This window comes from Streptomyces sp. NPDC058534, assembly GCF_042717365.1.
GTDB lineage: Bacteria > Actinomycetota > Actinomycetes > Streptomycetales > Streptomycetaceae > Streptomyces.
Genome location: NZ_JBHXNW010000004.1, coordinates 81,801 through 102,641, shown reverse-complemented (window position 1 = coordinate 102,641; position 20,841 = coordinate 81,801). Strand labels below are relative to the sequence as shown.

The following is a 20,841-nucleotide window of genomic DNA, read 5'->3' as shown; positions in this document are numbered from 1 at the left end:
GCGTACGCGGGCGCACGGCACCCGGCGCATGAAACGGCCGCCCTCCCCAGGAATCCGGGAGAGCGGCCGGGAGGTGTCGTCAGCCGTTGCGCGGGCCGGGGAAGGCCGTCGGCCGGACCTCGTCACGCCAGGCCGGGCTGCCCGACGTCGGCTGGGTCGGCATGGAACGGGCGGCCGGGACCGTGGGCACCCCGGGGAGGCCGGGGCCCACGTTGACCGGCCGGGTGCCCGCCGGCTCCGGGGCGTGCTCGGGAGCCTCGGTGGCGGCCACCGGCGGGGCGGCGGTGCGGCGGGAGCCGTAGCGGCGGTGCACCGCCTGCTTGGTGACGCCGAGCGCGGAGCCCACCGCGTCCCACGAGAAGCCGAGCGAGCGGTCGAAGTCCACGGCGGCGGTGACCAGGGTCTCGACGCTGTCCCGCAGTTCCTGGGCGAGACGGACCGTCGGGGCGGGGGCGCGTCCGTAGACGACGAAGCCCGTGGAGGGGCCGGAGCGGCGTGGGCGGTAGACGTTGCCCAGCTGGGCGGTGAGGGTGCGCAGTGCGTCCACCTGCCGGCGGACCCGCTCGATGTCCCGCACCAGCAAGTGCAGGCTGGCCCGAGCCTGGGCGTCGTGGGTTGCGTGGTCGGCCATGAACAAGCCTCTCGAACCGGCGTTGAAAGGAATCGGGCCGCGCGGGCGGCCCGGTGTGTCAACTCTTCCTTGACCAACGCGTGGGGGCTCCGCGGGTCACGGGGTGGGGGCGTGGGGGCATATGCGTGCGCCGTTGTGGTGGGGGTGCGTGCCTCGGCCTGCGGCACTCGGCTTCCATTTCCCACCCGCGCACCACCCGTTTCCAGTCGGTCGAGAGGTGGACGTCTGCCGTCGTGGTGCCTCGCCGTCGGCGGCTTTCCGGTCGGTGGGGGCTCGTAGACTGGAGCGTCGCCCGCCAACGCTCCCGCCCGAGAGGCCCGTCCCACCCATGAAGCTCGTCTTCGCCGGTACCCCCGAGGTCGCCGTTCCCGCTCTGGACGCCCTGATCGCCTCCGGGCGCCACGAGGTGGCCGCCGTCGTCACGCGGCCCGACGCTCCGGCCGGACGCGGGCGCCGGCTGGTCGCCTCGCCCGTGGCCGAGCGGGCCGAGGAGGCGGGCATCGAGGTGCTCAAGCCCGCGAAGCCGCGCGACCCCGAGTTCCTGGACCGGCTGCGCGCGATCGCGCCCGACTGCTGCCCCGTCGTCGCCTACGGAGCCCTGCTGCCCCGGGCCGCCCTCGACGTGCCCGCCCGCGGCTGGGTCAACCTGCACTTCTCGCTGCTGCCCTCCTGGCGCGGGGCCGCGCCCGTGCAGCACGCGCTCATGGCGGGCGACGAGATCACCGGCGCGTCCACCTTCCTGATCGAGGAGGGCCTGGACTCCGGCCCCGTCTACGGGACGGTCACCGAGACCGTGCGGCCCACCGACACCAGCGGCGACCTGCTGACCCGGCTCGCGTTCGCCGGCTCCGGGCTGCTCGCCGCCACCATGGACGGCATCGAGGACGGCAGCCTGGACGCCGTACCGCAGCCGGCCGACGGTGTCACCCTCGCTCCGAAGATCACCGTCGAGGACGCCCGGATCGACTGGGCCGCCCCGGCGCTGCGCGTGGACCGGGTGGTGCGCGGGTGCACCCCGGCGCCCGGCGCCTGGACCACCTTCCGGGGCGAGCGGCTCAAGCTCGTGCAGGCGGTCCCCCTCCCCGACCGGAACGACCTCGCCCCCGGGCAGCTCGCGTCCGGCAAGAACAACGTGTACGTCGGCACCGGCTCGTACGCCGTCGAGCTGCTGTGGGTGCAGGCGCAGGGCAAGAAGCCGATGCGGGCCGCGGACTGGGCGCGGGGGGCGCGGATCACCGAGGGCGAGCTGCTGGGCGGCTGACCACCGCCGCACCACCGTTCCCCGGCCCGACGTAGGCTGGGGAACGCACTTCATCACACACCCGGAGCACCTTTTCGTGAGCGAGCAGCCCCGTCGTCCCCGCAAACCCGGCAAGCCGTACCGCAGGCCGCAGAAGGACCCCGTCCGCCTGCTCGCCTTCGAGGCGCTCAGGGCGGTGGACGAGCGGGACGCCTACGCCAACCTGGTGCTGCCGCCGCTGCTGCGCAAGGCGCGGGAGAAGGAGGGCCCCGAGAAGTTCGACGCCCGGGACGCCGCCCTCGCGACCGAGCTGGTGTACGGGACGCTGCGCCGACAGGGGACGTACGACGCGATCATCGCCGACTGCGTCGACCGGCCGCTGCGGGAGGTCGACCCGCCCGTCCTGGACGTACTGAGCCTGGGCGTGCACCAGCTCCTGGGCACCCGGATCCCGAGCCACGCCGCCGTGTCCGCCTCCGTGGAGCTGGCGCGGGTCGTGCTCGGGGACGGGCGGGCCAAGTTCGTCAACGCCGTGCTGCGCAAGGTGGCGCGGAACGACCTCGACGGCTGGCTGGAGCGGGTCGCACCGCCCTACGACGAGGACCCCGAGGATCATCTCGCCGTCGTGCACTCGCACCCCCGCTGGGTCGTCTCCGCGCTGTGGGACTCGCTCGGCGGTGGCCGGGCCGGCATCGAGGACCTGCTGGCCGCCGACAACGAGCGGCCCGAGGTGACGCTCGTCGCCCGCCCCGGACGGGCCACGACCGACGAGCTGCTCCGCGAGGAGGCCGCCGTGCCGGGCCGCTGGTCGCCGTACGCGGTGCGGCTGAGCGAGGGCGGCGAGCCCGGGGCCGTCGAGGCCGTACGCGAGGGCCGCGCCGGTGTGCAGGACGAGGGCAGTCAGCTCGTCGCCCTCGCCCTCGCAGGCGCGCCCCTGGAGGGCCCCGACCGGCACTGGCTGGACGGGTGCGCCGGTCCCGGCGGCAAGGCCGCGCTGCTCGGTGCCCTGGCCGCCGAACGCGGCGCCTTCCTGCTCGCCTCGGAGAAGCAGCCGCACCGCGCCGGGCTGGTGGCGAAGGCGCTGGACGGGAACCCGGGACCGTACCAGGTGATCGCCGCCGACGGGACCCGTCCGGCGTGGCGCCCCGGCAGCTTCGACCGCGTCCTCGTCGACGTGCCGTGCACCGGCCTGGGCGCGCTGCGCCGCCGCCCCGAGGCGCGCTGGCGGCGCCGGCCCGAGGACCTGGAGGGTTTCGCCCCGCTCCAGCGCGGCCTGCTGCGCGGCGCCCTGGACGCCGTACGGATCGGCGGCGTGGTCGCGTACGCGACTTGCTCACCCCACCTCGCCGAGACCCGCGCGGTCGTCACGGACGTCCTCAAACAGCACCCCGGCGCCGACCTCCTCGACGCCCGCCCCCTCCTCCCCGACGTCCCCGCCCTCGGCGAGGGCCCCGACCTCCAACTCTGGCCCCACGTGCACGGCACAGACGCGATGTACCTGGCCATGATCCGCCGCATCGCATAAACGCGCCCCGGCAGTCGCGCCCCGAAGGGGCGCGGGGCTGTGACATTTCGCGGCTCCGCCGCGGGGCGCGAGCAACCACATCCAACCCGCACCCGACGCACAAACCGCACACCCCCGGGGACCCATGCCGCTGCCCCCCGGAGGGCATGGCAGGCTTGGGCCCATGGCCGCGCAGATCAACCCCAGCATCCTCTCCGCCGACTTCGCCCGCCTCGCGGACGAGGCCGAGGCGGTCGCCGGAGCCGACTGGCTCCACGTCGACGTCATGGACAACCACTTCGTCCCCAACCTCACGCTCGGCGTGCCGGTCGTGGAGTCGCTGGCCCGGGCGACCGAGACCCCGCTGGACTGCCACCTGATGATCGACGCCCCCGACCGCTGGGCGCCGCAGTACGTGGAGGCCGGCGCCGGTTCGGTCACCTTCCACGTGGAGGCGGCCGCCGCGCCGGTGCGGCTCGCCCGGGAGATCCGCGCGAAGGGCGCCCGCGCGTCCATGGCGCTGAAGCCCGCGACGCCGATCGAGCCGTACGAGGATCTGCTCCCCGAACTCGACATGCTGCTGATCATGACGGTTGAACCTGGCTTCGGCGGGCAGGCGTTCCTCGACATCATGCTTCCGAAGATCCGGCGCACCCGTGAGCTGATCAGGAAGCACGGGCTGGAGCTGTGGCTCCAGGTCGACGGCGGAGTATCGGCGTCGACGATCGAGCAGTGCGCCGACGCCGGCGCGGACGTCTTCGTCGCCGGTTCCGCCGTCTACGGGGCGTCCGACCCGGCCGAGGCGGTACGTGCACTGCGCACGCAGGCCGAGTCGGCGACCGCCAGGGCGTCGTGGTCCTGCGACCACTGAGGAACAGAACGTGAACGGCTCCCATCAGGGCAGATCATGTGCGCCGAATCTGCAAGGATGAACGGCGAGTCCAGAGTGTGAACAGAAGTGAGGAGATCGCCGTGTCGGGTATGTCGGCGGGCCGTTCAGCCATGCGGATGGGACCCGCTGAGCTGGTCCAGGCGGCGGCCATGGCCCGCCGCTTCTACCTTGAGGGCAAGTCCAAGATCCAGATCGCGGAGGAGTTCGGCGTCAGCCGCTTCAAGGTGGCCAGGGTCCTGGAGACCGCCCTTGAGCGAGATCTGGTACGAATCGAGATCCGGGTGCCGGCCGAGCTGGACGCCGAGCGCTCGGACGCGCTGCGGGCCCGCTACGGGCTCAGGCACGCCGTCGTGGTGGAGTCCCCGGCCGACGCCGAGGAGACACCCGACCCCGAGAACCTGGGCGAGGTGGCCGCCGACCTGCTCGGCGAGCTGGTCACCGAGGGCGACGTGCTGGGCCTGGCCTGGGGCCGATCCACCATCCACATGGCGGCGGCGCTCGACCGGCTGCCGCCCTGCACGGTGGTGCAGCTGACGGGCGTGTACGACGCCGGGACCGCCGAACGCGGCTCGGTCGAGGCCGTGCGGCGTGCCGCGCAGGTGTCCGGCGGCGACGCGCACCCCATCTACGCGCCGATGCTCCTGCCGGACGCGGCCACCGCGCAGGCGCTGCGCCACCAGACCGGGATCGCCCGGGCCTTCGAGTACTTCGACAAGGTCACGGTCGCCTGCGTCTCCATCGGCTCCTGGGAGCCGGGCATCTCGACGGTGCACGACATGCTCAGCGACGAGGAGCGCGCGCACTACGCCTCGCTCGGGGTCGCCGCCGAGATGTCCGCGCACCTCTTCGACGCCGAGGGGCGCCGGGTCGGGCGGGACCTGGGGGAGCGGTGCATCACGGTCAAGGCCGACCAGCTCCGCCGAATCCCCGAGGTCGTGGCGATCGCGGGCGGGCAGCGCAAGGCGACGGCCATCGACGCGGTGCTGCGCTCCGGTCTGGTCACCAGCCTGGTGACGGACACGTCGGCCGCCGACTACCTGATGACGCTGGGCTCGGCACCGAAGTCGACGCTCAACCGGACGGACCCGGACGGGGTCTGACGGGCGCTCAGGACGGGACGGACGATCAGGACGGGAGAGGGCACGACATGACCGAGGATCCCGCGGGGCGGCTCGTGGTCACGCTGGACCTCGACGGGGTCACGGACAAGGCGGGCCTGATGGAACGCTGCGCCCGTGACCTGGCCCTGCCCGACTGGTTCGGGCGGAACTGGGACGCGCTGGCCGACTCCCTCTCCGACCCGTCCGTCTGGCCGCCGGAGGCCCAGCAGCGGGGGCTGGTCCTCGTGGTGCGGGGCTGGCGGGCGTACGCCGAGGCGCGGCCGGACGAGTGGAGCGTGGCCGAGGAGGTCTTCGCCGAGGCCACGGACCGCGGGCCGGGACTCTTCGTCACGCTCGGTCCTGGAGGTTCCTCCAAGGAGGCTCCTGACCAGCCTGGATGATCTGCCCGGGGGTTGCCGGCGCCGGGCCGTGGGAGAATGAAGTACGTGCTCTTTCCCCCTGGCTGACCTGTCCGGGGGCCACCTCTGATCGACTGGGATGTGCAGCACGTGCGTTTCCTGAATGACATCCAGCCCTCGTACGACCTGACGTACGACGACGTTTTCATGGTGCCGAGCCGTTCCGCCGTCGGCTCCCGGCAGGGCGTGGACCTCGGCTCCCCGGACGGCACGGGCACCACCGTCCCGCTGGTCGTCGCCAACATGACCGCCATCGCCGGCCGCCGGATGGCGGAGACGGTCGCCCGGCGCGGCGGCCTCGTGGTCATCCCGCAGGACATCCCGATCGAGGTCGTCACCGAGGTCGTCTCCTGGGTGAAGAGCCGCCACCACGTCCTGGACACCCCGATCGTGCTGGCCCCGCACCAGACCGTGGCCGACGCGCTGGCCCTGCTGCCCAAGCGCGCGCACAACGCGGGCGTCGTCGTCGACGAGGACCACAAGCCGGTCGGCGTGGTAACCGACACCGACCTGGCCGGTGTGGACCGCTTCACCCAGCTCGAAGAGGTCATGTCCAAGGACCTGATCCTCATCGACGCGGACCTCGACCCGCGCGAGGCCTTCAACACCCTCGACGCCGCCAACCGGCGCTACGCGCCCGCCGTCGACAAGGACGGCCGCCTCGCCGGCATCCTCACCCGCAGGGGCGCCCTGCGCGCCACGCTGTACACCCCGGCGACCGACGCGCACGGCAGGCTCCGCATCGCCGCGGCCGTCGGCATCAACGGCGACGTCGCGGGCAAGGCCAAGCAGCTCCTCGACGCGGGCGTGGACACCCTCGTCATCGACACCGCCCACGGGCACCAGGAGTCGATGATCAGCGCCGTCAAGGTGGTCCGCGGCCTCGACCCGCGGGTTCCGGTCGTCGCGGGCAACATCGTCTCCGCCGAGGGCGTGCGCGACCTGATCGAGGCCGGCGCCGACATCGTCAAGGTCGGTGTCGGACCCGGTGCCATGTGCACCACCCGCATGATGACCGGCGTCGGCCGGCCGCAGTTCTCGGCCGTGCTGGAGTGCGCCGCCGAGGCGAAGAAGTACGGCAAGCACGTCTGGGCCGACGGCGGCATCCGGCACCCGCGCGACGTGGCCATGGCCCTCGCGGCCGGCGCCTCCAACGTGATGGTCGGCTCCTGGTTCGCGGGCACGTACGAGTCCCCGGGCGACCTCCAGCACGACGCCAACGGCCGTGCCTACAAGGAGTCGTTCGGCATGGCCTCCGCCCGCGCGGTACGCAACCGCACCTCCGAGGAGTCGGCGTACGACCGGGCCCGCAAGGGGCTGTTCGAGGAGGGCATCTCCACCTCCCGCATGTTCCTCGACCCGGCCCGCCCCGGCGTCGAGGACCTGATCGACTCGATCATCGCGGGAGTCCGCTCGTCCTGCACCTACGCCGGTGCCGGTTCCCTGGAGGAGTTCGCCGAGAAGGCCATCGTCGGCATCCAGAGCGCCGCCGGCTACGCCGAGGGCAAGCCGCTGCACGCCAGCTGGGGCTGAGCACGGGCTCGCGTCTCGCGTCCGAAATGCGTCAGGGGGGGGGGTGGGGCAGCCCGCCCGGGGGGGGGCGGGGGGCGCTTCACGACCCCCCGGCAAAGAGACGCCCCCCACCCACAGAAGCCCCCCGGGCCGCCCCCGGCCCGGCGGCGCGTGGCTCCGCGCCCCCCTGCGGGCGGGGGGCTGCCCCACCCCCCCCCCCCCCCCCGTGACGCTGGACGCATGACGACACCGCAGAGCATCGAGCCGCAGCACACCCTGCTGACCGCCGTGGCCCGCCTCGACGAACTGCGCGCCCGCGAGTCGCTCGCCGGGATGGGCAGCGACGCGGAAGCCCTCGACCGCCCCCAGCTCCTGGAACTGCTCGCGCTGAGCGAGGTGGTGGCCCGCAAGGCCGCCTACGGGCGCCAGCTCACCGTGCGGGCCGCCCGCGAGGCCGGCGCCTCCTGGTCGCAGATCGGAGCCGCCCTCGGCACCAGCAAGCAGGCCGCCTGGGAGGCGCACACGCGCTGGATCGACGCCCAGGAGGCCGCCCGCGACCGGCCCGGCGAGATCGGCCTCGACGCGGCGGAGGTGGCCGAGGCGCGGGCCGTCGCGGGCCATCCCGACAGCCACTGACCAGGGACGATTCACCCTCCGCCGGACCTCCCGCGCAACGCCTTTCGGCCCTCGCGCAACGAACACGCGCCACGCCCCGGCGAACGCAACGATCGTGCTCCGACGCGCAAGGTTGCTGCATTACCCGGGCAGCGCCCCGCTCGTAGTGTTCTGCGCTGTACGTGGCGTGGCGGGGACCCCGCTCGGTGGGTTCCCGTTCGTTCCGCATGAGCGCGCCCACCGGTCCCCGCCGCTCCAGAGGCCCCGCCACGAGCCCGTCCGCTCACACGGCGGCGCCGACCGGAAGCGACAAAGGAGTCAACGCGTGCTCGACCAAGGCGCACCCCCGCACCACGACGCAACGGCCACCGCACCGTCCCCGGGCCTGGCCGCGCGCCTCATGCGCCGCAAGCCCGTCGAACGACTGGTCGCCGAGGGCGGCCAGGGCGAGGGCGGCAGCCTCCGCCGCTCCCTCGGCCTCTGGCAGCTCACGATGATCAGCATCGGTGCCACCCTCGGCACCGGCATCTTCGTCGTCCTCGGCGAGGCCGTCCCCAAGGCCGGTCCCGCCGTCACGCTCTCCTTCGTCATCGCCGGCCTCACGGCGCTCTTCTCGGCCCTGTCCTACGCCGAACTGGCCGGCACCATCCCGGTCGCCGGATCCTCGTACTCGTACGCCTACGCCACGATGGGCGAGCTGGTCGCCTGGATCTGCGGCTGGTGCCTGGTCCTGGAGTACGGCGTGTCGGTGGCCGCCGTCGCCGTCGGCTGGGGCGAGTACCTGAACGAGCTGCTCGACGGCACCATCGGCGTCACCCTCCCCGCCGTCCTGTCGGCGCCACCCGGCGACGGCGGCATCTTCAACCTGCCCGCGCTGATCGTCGTCCTGCTCGCCATGACGTTCCTGCTGGGCGGTGCCCGCGAGTCCGCCCGCGCCAACACGATCATGGTCGTCGTCAAGATCGCGGCCCTGGTGCTGTTCTGCGCGATCGGCGTCCAGGGCTTCCGCTCCGGCAACTACGAGCACTTCATGCCGCTCGGCATGGCCGGCGTCAGCGCGGCCGGCGCGACGCTCTTCTTCTCCTACATCGGCTTCGACGCCGCCTCCACCGCCGGTGAGGAGGCGAAGAACGCCCAGCGCGACCTGCCCCGCGCGATCATGCTCTCCCTGATCATCGTCACGGTGCTGTACGTCCTCGTCGCGGCCGTCGCCGTCGGCGCCAAGCCCTGGCGGAACTTCACCGACTCCGAGGCCTCCCTCGCGCAGATCATGACCGACGTCACCGGGCAGAGCTTCTGGGGCACCCTGCTGGCCTTCTGCGCGGTCGTCGCCATCGCCAGCGTCGTCCTGACCGTGCTCTACGGCCAGACCCGCGTCCTGTTCGCCATGTCCCGCGACGGACTGGTGCCCAAGGTCTTCTCCAAGGTCCACCCGAAGACCGGCGCGCCCCGCGCCAACACGCTGATCGTCTCCCTGTTCTGCGGCGTCCTGGCCGCCGCCATCCCGCTCGGGCAGCTCGCCGACGCCACCAGCATCGGCACCCTCTTCGCCTTCGCCCTGGTCAACGTGGCCGTCGTGATGCTGCGCCGGACCCGTCCGGACATGCCCCGCACCTTCCGGGTGCCGCTGTCGCCGGTCCTGCCCGCCCTGGGCTTCGCCTTCTGCGTCTGGATGATGGGCAGTCTGTCCACCGTCACCTGGGTGGTCTTCGGTGTCTGGATGGCGGTGGGGCTCGTGGTCTACTTCGTGTACGGCCACCGCCGCTCCCGACTCGCCACGCCGGACACGTCAGAGGTCCGGACGCACCAGAAGTGAAGTGAACCACCCGCAGTGCTGAACGAACTCGACGAACGCATCGTGCACGCCCTCGCCGAGGACGCCCGCCGCTCCTACGCGGACATCGGGCAGTCGGTCGGCCTGTCCGCGCCCGCCGTGAAACGGCGCGTGGACCGGCTGCGCGCCACCGGCGCCATCACCGGCTTCACCGTACGGGTCGACCCCGCCGCGCTCGGCTGGGAGACCGAGGGGTTCGTCGAGATCCACTGCCGCCGCAACACCTCGCCGGAGACCATCCAGCGGGGCCTGGAGCGCTACCAGGAGGTCGTGGCCGCGTCCACCGTCACCGGGGACGCGGACGCGGTCGCCCAGGTCTTCGCCTCCGACATGCGGCACTTCGAGCGGGTCCTGGAGCGGATCGCCGGGGAGCCGTTCGTGGAGCGCACCAAGTCCGTGCTGGTGCTCTCGCCGCTGCTGCGGCGCTTCTCGTCGGGGTCGCCCACGTAATCGGTGGGCAGGGAGCCGGGTGACGTCTAGCATCGGTGGCATGACCTGGCGACATTGATTCACCTGTAGCGCCTCCTCCCGAGGGCCGCCCCGGACGCCGTACCTCCGGTGTCCGATCCGCCCCCTCGGGAAGGCCTCATGACTCTCTCACCCGAGCGTGCCCCCGCCACCGCCGGTACCCGGCGGCTGACGCGCACGCTGTACGCCTCCGCGTTCTGCGACGACTTCGTCCTGCTCTACCCGGTGTACGCGCTGCTGTTCAGCGACACCGGTCTCTCCGTCTGGCAGATCTCCTCGCTGTTCGCCCTGTGGTCGCTGACCGGCGTTCTGCTGGAGGTGCCGTCCGGCGCCTGGGCCGACGCCGTCTCCCGGCGGCTGCTCCTGGTCCTCGGCCCGCTGCTCACCGCCGCCGGCTTCGCCCTGTGGGTGCTCGTGCCCTCCTACGGCGCCTTCGCGCTCGGCTTCGTGCTGTGGGGCGCCGGCGGAGCCCTCGGCTCTGGCGCGCTGGAGGCGCTGGTCTACGACGAACTGGACCGGGCCGGCGCGGCCGACCGGTACGCCCGGGTCATGGGCCGGGCGCGGGCGGTCGGCATCGCCGCCACGATGAGCGCGATGGGTCTGGCCGGTCCGGTGTTCGCCTGGGGCGGCTACGAGGCGGTGGGCGCGGTGAGCGTGCTGGTCTGTCTGGCCGGGGCGGCCGTGGCGACGCGCTTCCCCGAGCACCGCGAACCGTCCGCCGGCGACGACGGCTGGACCGCGACCCTGCGCGCCGGACTCGGCGAGGCCCGCACCGACCGTTCCGTGCGCGGGGCGCTGCTCCTGGTCCCGGCCGTGACCGCGGTGTGGGGCGCGCTCGACGAGTACACGCCGCTGCTGGCGCTGGACACCGGCGTGGCGGCGGAGACCGTTCCCTGGCTGCTGCTGGTGATCTGGGCCGGCGCCACCGGCGGCAGCCTGCTGGCCGGTGCCGCCGACCGCCTGACCACCGCCGGGTTCGCCGCCCTGCTCACCGGTTCCGCGCTCGCCCTGGCGGTGGGCGCCGCGGCCCGCACCCCGGCCGCCCTGGTCCTGGTCGGGCTCGCCTTCGGTGGCTTCCAGCTGGCGACCGTGCTCGCCGACGCGCGTCTCCAGCGGCGGATCGACGACACCGGCCGGGCGACCCTGACCTCGATCGCGGGCCTGGGCACCGAGCTGGGCACCCTCACCACCTACGGCGCCTACACGGTGGCGGCCACGGCGACCGGGCACGGCACCGCGTTCGCCCTGGCCGCGGTGCCGTACCTGCTGACGGCGCTGCTGCTGGCCGCCACCGCCCGGACTACAGCCGCGGCTGCCAGGGCACGACCCTGAAGTCGCCGGTCCCCTTCTTGACCTTCTCGAACGGCGCGGAGCCGACGCACTTGGGCGGCTCCGCGCCCTCCGCGGGGCTGCCCGTGGCGGCCCAGCTGTAGCCGAGCCGGTCGTGGCGGCCGAGGTCGTGGACCGTGATGCCGACCCGTCTGCCCTCGGCGCCGGGCAGGTCGGAGTCGGTGATGACACCGGAGACGACGGCCACGTCTCCGCCGGTCAGCAGGCAGTCGACGGTGGCCTTCGCCTTGGCGCCCCCGCCGTCCAGGTAGTGGCTGAACTCGAACGTCCCGGTGGCTTCGAGCGGGTTGTCGTTGTGCTCCGCCGCGAGGTGCGCGTCGAAGGCGACGGTGATGTCGTCCCCGGCCGACCGGTAGAGCTTGGCGCTGCCGGTCAGCGCGGCGGCCTCCCTCGGGGGCGGGCCCTGGTGGGCTCCCTCGTGCGGCCCGGACGCGACCGCGGCGCCGGTCGTGACGGCGGTGAGCAACAGGGCGACGCAGAGCGCGGCGGTCGTCGTACGGCTTCGTTTCATGGCGGTCCCCTCGGTGGGCGGAAGCGGGCGGACTTGAACGCTCACCACTGTCCCGGCGCCGCACCCCCGCCACATCGCGCTCAGGGCGGGACCGCCCTCCGCCGCGCGGCGGGGAGAACACGCGCGGGATGCCACCCGAGGAGGAGCGGGGCCCCCACGCCGGGCGGGCCCGGGCGTGGGGCGGGCGCCCGGCCCACGCCGTCGGCAGCCGCGCACAACGAATCTCCGCGCCGCGCCCGACGCACGCAACGAACCGCTCTCCGGTGCGCAACAGGTCCGTCTTGTCCGGCCGAGTCCGCCGACCGTACCGTCTATCTGGCCCCCCGACCCCCTCCCACCGGTGAGGAACACGCATGCGCACCGCCCTGCTCCAGAGCTCCGGCCGGCCCGGCTCCACCGCCGAGAACCTCAAGGTCCTCGACGAGGCCGCCGGCCGGGCCGCCGCCGCGGGTGCCGGGCTGCTGGTCACCTCGGAGCTGTTCCTGACCGGGTACGCGATCGGCGACGACATCGGCGTCCTCGCCGAGCCCGCCGACGGCGACTCGGCCGACGCCGTCGCGGAGACCGCCGGGCGCCACGGCCTCGCGATCGCGTACGGCTACCCCGAGCGGGAGGGCGAGCGCGTCTTCAACTCCGTCCAGCTGATCTCCGCCGACGGCACCCGCCTGGCCAACTACCGCAAGACCCACCTCTTCGGCTGCTTCGAGCGCGACCACTTCACCCCCGGCGAGCAGCCGGTCGTGCAGGCGCGGCTCGACGGCGTCACCGTCGGCCTGATGATCTGCTACGACGTGGAGTTCCCGGAGAACGTCCGCGCCCACGCCCTGGCCGGCACCGACCTGCTGCTCGTGCCGACCGCGCAGATGCACCCGTTCCAGTTCGTCGCCGAGTCGGTCGTGCCGGTGCGGGCCTTCGAGAACCAGATGTACGTGGCGTACGTCAACCGGGCCGGTCAGGAGGGGGAGTTCGAGTTCGTCGGCCTCTCCACCCTCGCCGGACCCGACGGCACCGCCCGGGCCCGGGCCGGGCGCACCGAGGAACTGGTCCTCGGCGACGTCGACCCGGCCTTCCTGGCCGCGTCCCGCGAGCACAACCCGTATCTGCGGGACCGCCGGCCCGGTCTCTACGGGTCCCTCGTCTGAACCCCCACCGCCACCCCTCCGTTCCACCTGTGCAAGGAGTCCGTACCCCATGACGTCCACCGTGCCCAACGCGATCGAGCACGCAGACGAGCAGCAGCCGCCGATCACCATGTTCGGTCCGGACTTCCCGTACGCGTACGACGACTTCCTCGACCACCCGGCGGGGCTCGGCCAGATACCGGCGACCGAGCACGGCGCCGAGGTCGCGGTCGTCGGCGGTGGACTGTCCGGCATCGTGGCGGCCTACGAGCTGATGAAGATGGGCCTCAAGCCCGTCGTCTACGAGGCCGACAAGATCGGCGGCCGGCTGCGGACCGTGGGCTTCGACGGCTGCGACGAGTCCCTGACCGCCGAGATGGGCGCGATGCGCTTCCCGCCGTCCTCCACCGCCCTCCAGCACTACATCGACCTGGTGGGGCTCCGGACCAGCCCGTTCCCCAACCCGCTCGCCGAGGCGACGCCCTCCACCGTCGTCGACCTCAAGGGCGAGTCGCACTACGCCGAGACGCTCGACGACCTCCCGCAGGTCTACCGGGACGTGGCCGACGCCTGGGCGAAGTGCCTCGAAGAGGGCGCCGACTTCTCCGACATGAACCGCGCCCTGCGCGAGCGCGACGTCCCGCGCATCCGCGAGATCTGGTCGAAGCTGGTCGAGAAGTTCGACAACCAGACCTTCTACGGCTTCCTCTGCGACTCCGACGCCTTCAAGTCCTTCCGGCACCGGGAGATCTTCGGCCAGGTCGGCTTCGGCACCGGCGGCTGGGACACCGACTTCCCCAACTCCATCCTGGAGATCCTGCGCGTCGTCTACACCGAGGCCGACGACCACCACCGGGGCATAGTCGGCGGTTCCCAGCAGCTGCCGACGAGGCTCTGGGAGCGCGAGCCGGAGAAGATCGTCCACTGGCCGCACGGCACCTCGCTCAAGTCCCTGCACGCGGACGGTGAGCCGCGCCCGGCCGTGACCCGGCTGAACCGCACGGCCGGCAACCGGATCACGGTGACGGACGCCGACGGCGACATCCGCACGTACCGGGCTGCGATCTTCACCGCCCAGTCCTGGATGCTGCTCTCCAAGATCGCCTGCGACGACTCGCTCTTCCCGATCGACCACTGGACCGCGATCGAGCGGACCCACTACATGGAGTCCTCGAAGCTCTTCGTGCCGGTCGACCGGCCGTTCTGGCTGGACAAGGACGAGGTCACGGGGCGGGACGTGATGTCGATGACGCTCACCGACCGCATGACCCGCGGCACCTACCTCCTGGACGACGGCCCGGACAAGCCCGCCGTCATCTGCCTCTCCTACACCTGGTGCGACGACAGCCTGAAGTGGCTGCCGCTGTCCGCGAACGAGCGGATGGAGGTCATGCTGAAGTCGCTCGGCGAGATCTACCCGAAGGTCGACATCAGGAAGCACGTCATCGGCAACCCGGTGACGGTCTCCTGGGAGAACGAGCCCTACTTCATGGGCGCGTTCAAGGCCAACCTCCCCGGCCACTACCGCTACCAGCGGCGCCTGTTCACGCACTTCATGCAGGAGGAGCTGCCCGAGGACAAGCGCGGCATCTTCCTCGCCGGCGACGACATCTCCTGGACGGCCGGCTGGGCCGAGGGCGCCGTCCAGACGGCGCTGAACGCCGTCTGGGGCGTCATGCACCACTTCGGCGGGGAGACCGACGCGTCCAACCCCGGCCCGGGCGACGTGTACGACGAGATCGCGCCGGTCGAGCTCCCCGAGGACTAGGTCCCGGCGCCGGCTAGATTCCGCCCGCCCGCGCCTTCTCGTACACCTCGGCCGCGACGTCCTTCAGTTCCTCGGCATCCCGGGCCGTGCTCTGGAGGTCGAGGAGGATCTCGTCCAGGCCGATCTCGGCGTGTGCGGCGAGGTCCTCGACGATCTGGTCGACGTTGCCGTGGAAGGGCCTGCGACCGGAGGTGTCCTGGGGCGCGGCGGTGTAGCGGGCGTTGGCCCGCAGCACCGTCCGGATCGGCTCCGTGCGACCGCGCTCGGCGGCCAGCTCGCGCAGTACCCGCCACTGCCCGGCCACCGCCTCGGCGCCGATCGCGGCGGGCAGCCAGCCGTCGGCGTGGTCGACCAGCCGCCGCCGGGCCCTGCCGTTGCCCGCCGCCAGCAGGATCGGGATCGGCCGGGCCGGCTTGGGGCCGACCACGGCGGACGCGATCCTCGTGACCTCGCCCTCGTACACCACCGGGTCCGGTCCCCAGACCGCGCGGCACACCCCGATCAGCTCGTCCAGGGCGGCACCGCGCTCGGCGAACGGCCGCACGGACGCCGCCGCGTACTCGTCGTGGGACCAGCCCGTGCCGAAACCCGCGACCACGCGGCCGCCGCTCGCCGCGTCCAGCGAGCCCAGCGTCCGGGCCAACTGGAACGGCACGTGCAGTGGGGCGACCAGGACGCTGGAGCCCAGTTCCGCCCGTTCGGTGGCCGCGGCGGCGAGGGCCAGGGTGACCAGCGGTTCCGCCACATTGCGGTACTCGTCCGGCCAGGGCAGGCCCTCGATGCCGTACAGCCCCTGGGTGGCGGGTTCGGGGAACAGGGCCCGTTCGAAGACCCAGAGGCTCTCGTAGCCCATCCCTTCCGCCGCACGGGCCACGTCGGGAACGTCCTTGCCGATGTCGTACTGCCGCATCTGGGGGAGGCCGAGTCCGAGCCGGGTCGTCATACCGGGGTGCTCCTTCGCGGTCGGGGTGCGATGTTGCCCAAGGATGCAACGTACAACGAGCGCACCGAAGTTGCCCGGGCACGCACCGGGAACAGGCCGGTTCAGTCCGGCAGCGGGGTGAGCAGCATGCGTCCGGCGAAGCCCACCGCCGCGTCCAGCCGTTCGGTGAACTCCCCGGCGACGTCCGGCAGCCGGCGCAGCGCCCACAGCGCGCGGGCCGCCGCCCAGGCGGCGTCGCGGGCGCGGTCCAGGCTCCAGGAGCCGAGCAGATGGGTGAGCGGGTCGGCGATCTGGAGGAGGTCGGGGCCCGGCATCAGCTCGTCGCGGATGCGCTCCTCCAGCGAGACGAGGAGATCGCCCACACGGTCGAACTCGTCCTCCAGGTCGACGGGTTCGCAGCCGAGCGTACGGCAGGTGTCCACCACGGCCAGCGCCAGATCGTGGCCGATGTGCGCGTTGATGCCCGCCAGCGCGAACTGCAGCGGGCGTACGCCGGGATGGCGGCGGAACTGGAACACGGGCCGCCAGCACGCGGGCGGACGCCGGTCTTCCGCCGCCGCGTCCACGGCGTCCAGGAACCGCTCCGCGAACCGCACGTCCAGCGCGATCGCCGCCCGGGCGTCCGCGAACCGGCCGCTGTCGATGTGCCGGTCGACCGCCTCCGTGACGGCGAGGTAGACGCGGTTGAAGACCGCCACCCCGTCCCGGTCGGACAGCGCCCCGTCGAGGGCGCGCATCCGGGTCAGCACCGAGTCCACCGTCCGGACGGCCGTCGGTACTTGCTCGCAGTGGGCCATGGCGGCAGCGTCGCAGCTTTAGGGTGACGGCAGTGCCGGCGGGCCCGGCGCTTCCCCAGAACGGGGGAACGCGCCCGCCGCGCGGGGGAGGGGAAACCGTACGTGTCAGGCCATCGTGCCCGGCGCCGGGCCGCCCGCAGGGCCGAGCGCGAACGCGCCGCCCGGCGCGGCGCGATGGTCTTGGCCGCGTCCGTCGTGGTCGCGGTGGGCGCCGCGACCGGCATCCTGACCGCGCTCGGCGACCACGGTGGCGGCGGTGCGGACGAGGCCCGCCCGGCCGGGACGCGGACGCCGTGGCCGAAGCCCCCGCCCGCCGTGCCGTCACCCTCGGCGTCGGCTTCCGCGTCGGTCTCCGCTTCGCCCTCGGTGCGGAAGGCGAGCGGCACGCCCTCGCCGGCGCGGACGGCCCGGACGGAGCCGTCCCGTACCGCCGAGCCCGCCACCCGGCTCTACCGGCACCCCGAGTCCCAGGTCCTCGACTGGGTCCGGACCCACCCCGACGACCCGCGACGGGACGTCATCGCGTCCCGGGTGGCCGGCCACCCGGCCGCCGTGTGGTTCGCCGACCACACGCCCGCCACCCTCACCTCCCGGGTCCGCGCCGTCACCTCCGAGGGCGCCGCCCGGGGCCGGGTGCCGGTCGTCGTGCCGTACGCGATACCCGACCGCGACTGCGGCGGCCACTCCCAGGGCGGCGCGCCCGGTCTGGACGCCTACGACGACTGGATCGACCGGTTCGCGGCCGGGCTCGGCTCCGGCGAGGTCATCGTCGTCCTGGAGCCCGACTCGGTCGCCCAGGCCGACTGCCTGTCCGCGGGGGAGCGGGCCGACCGCTTCGCCTCGCTGGCCCGGGCCGGCCGGGTGATGAAGGACGCCAACCCCGCCGCCCGGGTCTACTTCGACGCGGGCCACTCCGGCTGGCACACACCCGCCAGACAGGCGGCCTGGCTGAAACAGGCCGGCGCCGCCTCGCCCGACTCCTCCGACGGCGTCTTCAGCAACGTCTCCAACTTCCACGCCACCGCCGACGAGGTCGCCCACGACCGCGCCGTCCTCGACGCCCTCGGCGGCCCGGCGAGCCTGGGCGCCGTCATCGACACCAGCCGCAACGGCAACGGCGCGCCGCCCGACGGCGAGTGGTGCGACCCGGCCGGCCGCAAACTCGGGCGCGCGCCCACCCTGAACACCGGCATGGGACGCGTCGACGCCTACCTGTGGGTCAAGCTGCCCGGCGAGTCCGACGGCTGCCGGGGAAAGCCGGGCACCTTCACACCGTCGTACGCCTACGACTTGGCGCGCTGAGCACCGGGAGCACCGCCCTCGCCGCCATCCCTGCCGTCCCCGCCGTCCCCGCCCTTCTCGTCGTACGAGGACGTCCCCTCGTCGAGCAGCGGCTGCTGCGTCTTGAGGTGGGCCGGGGCGAACGCCCGCAGCGCGTGGTAGCCGGTGATGACGACCAGGGTGCCGAGCGCGATGCCGCTGAGCGAGAAGGTGTCGGTGAACTCCATGCTGACGTTTCCGACGCCGATGATGATGCCCGCGGCGGCCGGCACCAGGTTGAGCGGGTTGCGCAGGTCCACCTTGGCGTTGACCCAGATCTGGGCGCCGAGCAGGCCGATCATGCCGTAGAGGATGACGGTGATGCCGCCGAGGACACCGCCCGGGATGGCGGCCACGACCGCGCCGAACTTCGGGCAGATGCCGAAGAGGAGGGCGAACCCCGCGGCTGCCCAGTAGGCGGCCGTCGAGTAGACCCGGGTCGCGGCCATCACGCCGATGTTCTCGGAGTACGTGGTGTTGGGCGGGCCGCCCACCGCGGTGGACAGCATCGAGCCGACGCCGTCCGCGGAGATCGCCGTGCCCAGCTTGTCGTCGAGCGGGTCGCCGGTCATCTCGCCGACCGCCTTGACGTGCCCGGCGTTCTCCGCGACCAGCGCGATGACGACCGGCAGCGCGACCAGGATCGCCGACCACTCGAAGCTCGGCCCGTGGAAGGACGGCAGACCGATCCAGTCGGCCTGCCCCACGGCGGACAGGTCCAGCCGCCAGTGGTCGGTGAGCTTGCCGCTGCCGTCCACCGAGTGGATCCTGCCGAAGATCCGGTCGAGGACCCAGGACAGGACGTACCCGAAGACCAGCCCCAGGAAGATCGCGATCCGGGACCAGAAGCCGCGCAGGCAGACCACGGCCAGACCGGTGAACAGCATCACAAGCAGCGCCGTCCACTGGTCCTGCGGCCAGTAGGTGGACGCGGTGACCGGCGCCAGGTTGAAGCCGATCAGCATCACCACCGCGCCGGTGACGATCGGCGGCATCGTGGCGTGGATGATCCGCGCCCCGAAGCGCTGGACGGCGAGACCCACCAGGAACAGCGCGGCGCCGACCACCAGGACCGCGCCGGTCACCGTGGCGCTGGTGCCGCCCTGCGCCCGGATGACCGCGGCGACGCCGACGAAGGAGAGCGAGCAGCCGAGGTAGCTGGGGACCCGGCCGCGGGTGGCGAGCAGGAAGATGACGGTCGCCACGCCCGACATCATGATCGCCAGGTTCGGGTCCAGACCCATCAGGACCGGAGCCACGAAGGACGCCCCGAACATGGCCACCACGTGCTGGGCACCGAGCCCGGCGGTGCGGGGCCACGAGAGCCGTTCGTCGGGGCGGACCACCGCTCCGGGTGCGGGCGTGCGCCCGTCACCGTGCAGCTTCCAGCGCACGCCGAGGTCCATGGTGAGGTATCGCTTTCTCTGTACGTGAGGACGGTCCGGACCATTGTCAGGGACACCGGGGCCGCTCACGTCCCGCCCCCCCGCTGACCAGCGCCTTCCCGGTGGCTGTCGCTCAGCGTCCGCGCCCTGGAGCGGCGTCCTCAGGACTGCCGGTCGGGCACGCCCACGTCCGACGGACTGATCTTCGGGCGGTCCCGGTCCCCGACGCGCAGCACCTTCGCGAACACCACGAGACAGCAGGCCAGCACGGTCACCAGACCGAACGACACCACCAGGCTGGTCGCCTGGGCCAGCCCGCCGATCGCGCTCGGGGCGACCAGACCCGAGGTGTACGTGATGGTGGCGACGCCCGCGATGGCCAGGCTCGGGTTGGACCCGGCCCGGCCCGCCGCGGCGAAGCACAGCGGGACGACCACGGCGATGCCGAGGCCCATCAGCGCGAAGCCGGTCATCGCCACCGCCGGATGGCCCCCCACGACGACGAGCAGACCGCCGAGCGTGGCCAGTACACCGCTCACCCGCACCACGCGCACCGCGCCGAACCGGTCCACCACCTTGTCGCCGGCCAGCCGGGCCAGCGCCATGGTGAGCGTGAAGCCGGTCGTGCAGGCCGCCGCCAGACCGGCCGAGGTCTCCAGTTCGTCCCGCAGATAGACCGCCGACCAGTCCAGGCTCGCCCCCTCCGCGAACACCGCGCAGAACCCGACCGCGCCGATCAGCAGCGCCGACCTGGGCGGCAGCGCGAACCGCGGCGGCGGGTCCTCGCCCTCGGCGGGCTGGAGGTCCAGCACCCAGGTGCAGGCGACCAGGCCCGTCACCGTCAGCACCGCGGCGGCCAGCACGTGGTGCAGCCGGGCGTCCGCGCCCAGGTGGGCGGCGAGCGTGCCGGCCGCCGATCCGATCAGCGCGCCCGCGCTCCACATGCCGTGCAGGCTGGACATGATCGACCTGTCGAGCCGGTTCTCTATCTCGACGCCGAGCGCGTTCATCGCCACGTCCGACATGCCGGCCGTGGCGCCGTAGACGAACAGGGCGAGGCAGAGGGTGAGCAGGTTGGGGGCGAGGGAGGGCAGCACCAGCGCCAGCGTCCACAGGGCCAGCAGACCGCGCAGCGCGGTGCGGGCGCCGAAGCGGTGGCTGACGCTGCCGGCCAACGGCATGGCGACGGACGCGCCGAGCGCCGGGAACGCCAGCGCCAGCCCCAACTGGCCCGCGCTCACCCCGGCATGGTCCTGGATCCACGGCACGCGGGTCGCGAAGGAGCCGGTGACGGCGCCGTGCACGGCGAACACGGCCGCCACGGCGTACCGGGCCCGCCTCACCTCGCGTTGCCCGTAGGCCACTGTGCTCATGGTCCACCCCTCCGTCTCGTCGCTGCGCGAGCCGCCAGCCGCGGCGTAAATTATCAGG

At 73.1% G+C, this 20,841-nt stretch carries 19 protein-coding genes; 13 read left to right on the top strand and 6 right to left on the bottom strand.

Features of this window, described 5'->3' with window-relative positions:
• Positions 1-79: 79 nt before the first annotated feature.
• On the bottom strand, positions 80-631 hold the full coding sequence (locus tag ACFWR9_RS03425; RefSeq protein ID WP_383834797.1) for a hypothetical protein: 552 nt from the start codon (positions 629-631) through the stop codon (positions 80-82).
• A gap of 328 nt (positions 632-959) precedes the next feature.
• Between ACFWR9_RS03425 and fmt the strand changes: the two genes are divergently transcribed.
• The 10 genes from fmt (at position 960) to ACFWR9_RS03375 (ending at position 11,547) form a co-directional block, all read left to right on the top strand.
• Positions 960-1,892, top strand: a complete 933-nt coding sequence (gene fmt / locus ACFWR9_RS03420; RefSeq protein WP_383834794.1) for a methionyl-tRNA formyltransferase — start codon at positions 960-962, stop codon at positions 1,890-1,892.
• Positions 1,893-1,968: 76 nt separating this feature from the next.
• Complete coding sequence (locus tag ACFWR9_RS03415) at positions 1,969-3,396, top strand: RsmB/NOP family class I SAM-dependent RNA methyltransferase (protein ID WP_383834791.1); 1,428 nt, start codon at positions 1,969-1,971, stop codon at positions 3,394-3,396.
• A 163-nt stretch (positions 3,397-3,559) separates the two neighbouring features.
• The gene (rpe, locus tag ACFWR9_RS03410; protein ID WP_383834788.1) at positions 3,560-4,246 is read left to right on the top strand and encodes a ribulose-phosphate 3-epimerase; all 687 of its coding nucleotides are present in this window, start codon (positions 3,560-3,562) and stop codon (positions 4,244-4,246) included.
• Positions 4,247-4,323: 77 nt separating this feature from the next.
• On the top strand, positions 4,324-5,367 hold the full coding sequence (locus tag ACFWR9_RS03405; protein ID WP_383834786.1) for a sugar-binding transcriptional regulator: 1,044 nt from the start codon (positions 4,324-4,326) through the stop codon (positions 5,365-5,367).
• 47 nt (positions 5,368-5,414) lie between these two features.
• A complete protein-coding gene (locus tag ACFWR9_RS03400; RefSeq protein WP_383834783.1) occupies positions 5,415-5,768 on the top strand; it encodes a barstar family protein in 354 nt (117 codons plus the stop codon).
• A 108-nt stretch (positions 5,769-5,876) separates the two neighbouring features.
• Positions 5,877-7,319, top strand: coding sequence for a GuaB1 family IMP dehydrogenase-related protein (locus tag ACFWR9_RS03395; RefSeq protein ID WP_383834780.1), 1,443 nt, complete (start codon positions 5,877-5,879; stop codon positions 7,317-7,319).
• Positions 7,320-7,538: 219 nt separating this feature from the next.
• Positions 7,539-7,934, top strand: a complete 396-nt coding sequence (locus ACFWR9_RS03390; RefSeq protein ID WP_383834778.1) for a hypothetical protein — start codon at positions 7,539-7,541, stop codon at positions 7,932-7,934.
• A 304-nt stretch (positions 7,935-8,238) separates the two neighbouring features.
• Complete coding sequence (locus ACFWR9_RS03385) at positions 8,239-9,729, top strand: amino acid permease (protein WP_383834775.1); 1,491 nt, start codon at positions 8,239-8,241, stop codon at positions 9,727-9,729.
• 15 nt (positions 9,730-9,744) lie between these two features.
• Positions 9,745-10,197, top strand: coding sequence for an Lrp/AsnC family transcriptional regulator (locus ACFWR9_RS03380; protein WP_125490424.1), 453 nt, complete (start codon positions 9,745-9,747; stop codon positions 10,195-10,197).
• 138 nt (positions 10,198-10,335) lie between these two features.
• On the top strand, positions 10,336-11,547 hold the full coding sequence (locus ACFWR9_RS03375; RefSeq protein WP_383834771.1) for an MFS transporter: 1,212 nt from the start codon (positions 10,336-10,338) through the stop codon (positions 11,545-11,547).
• On the opposite strand, the gene ACFWR9_RS03370 is transcribed toward ACFWR9_RS03375, so the two are convergent.
• Positions 11,516-12,076, bottom strand: coding sequence for a Repetin (locus ACFWR9_RS03370; RefSeq protein WP_383834768.1), 561 nt, complete (start codon positions 12,074-12,076; stop codon positions 11,516-11,518). The genes ACFWR9_RS03375 and ACFWR9_RS03370 overlap by 32 nt on opposite strands.
• A 353-nt stretch (positions 12,077-12,429) precedes the next feature.
• Here ACFWR9_RS03370 and ACFWR9_RS03365 point away from each other — a divergent pair, with 353 nt between their 5' ends.
• Both ACFWR9_RS03365 and ACFWR9_RS03360 read left to right on the top strand, forming a co-directional pair.
• Positions 12,430-13,218: a carbon-nitrogen hydrolase family protein gene (locus tag ACFWR9_RS03365; RefSeq protein ID WP_383834765.1), complete on the top strand. Its 789-nt coding sequence runs from the start codon at positions 12,430-12,432 to the stop codon at positions 13,216-13,218.
• 49 nt (positions 13,219-13,267) lie between these two features.
• Positions 13,268-14,965, top strand: coding sequence for a flavin monoamine oxidase family protein (locus tag ACFWR9_RS03360; RefSeq protein ID WP_383834762.1), 1,698 nt, complete (start codon positions 13,268-13,270; stop codon positions 14,963-14,965).
• 13 nt (positions 14,966-14,978) lie between these two features.
• Here the strand turns inward: ACFWR9_RS03360 and ACFWR9_RS03355 are convergent, their stop codons facing one another.
• Both ACFWR9_RS03355 and ACFWR9_RS03350 read right to left on the bottom strand, forming a co-directional pair.
• On the bottom strand, positions 14,979-15,908 hold the full coding sequence (locus ACFWR9_RS03355; RefSeq protein ID WP_383834759.1) for a TIGR03619 family F420-dependent LLM class oxidoreductase: 930 nt from the start codon (positions 15,906-15,908) through the stop codon (positions 14,979-14,981).
• A gap of 101 nt (positions 15,909-16,009) precedes the next feature.
• The gene (locus tag ACFWR9_RS03350) at positions 16,010-16,705 is read right to left on the bottom strand and encodes a DUF5995 family protein (RefSeq protein WP_383834755.1); all 696 of its coding nucleotides are present in this window, start codon (positions 16,703-16,705) and stop codon (positions 16,010-16,012) included.
• A gap of 174 nt (positions 16,706-16,879) precedes the next feature.
• Here ACFWR9_RS03350 and ACFWR9_RS03345 point away from each other — a divergent pair, with 174 nt between their 5' ends.
• The gene (locus ACFWR9_RS03345; RefSeq protein WP_383835042.1) at positions 16,880-18,007 is read left to right on the top strand and encodes a glycoside hydrolase family 6 protein; all 1,128 of its coding nucleotides are present in this window, start codon (positions 16,880-16,882) and stop codon (positions 18,005-18,007) included.
• On the opposite strand, the gene ACFWR9_RS03340 is transcribed toward ACFWR9_RS03345, so the two are convergent.
• Both ACFWR9_RS03340 and ACFWR9_RS03335 read right to left on the bottom strand, forming a co-directional pair.
• Positions 17,989-19,431: a uracil-xanthine permease family protein gene (locus ACFWR9_RS03340; RefSeq protein ID WP_383834752.1), complete on the bottom strand. Its 1,443-nt coding sequence runs from the start codon at positions 19,429-19,431 to the stop codon at positions 17,989-17,991. The genes ACFWR9_RS03345 and ACFWR9_RS03340 overlap by 19 nt on opposite strands.
• Positions 19,432-19,571: 140 nt before the next feature.
• A complete protein-coding gene (locus ACFWR9_RS03335; protein WP_383834749.1) occupies positions 19,572-20,783 on the bottom strand; it encodes an MFS transporter in 1,212 nt (403 codons plus the stop codon).
• Positions 20,784-20,841: the final 58 nt, after the last annotated feature.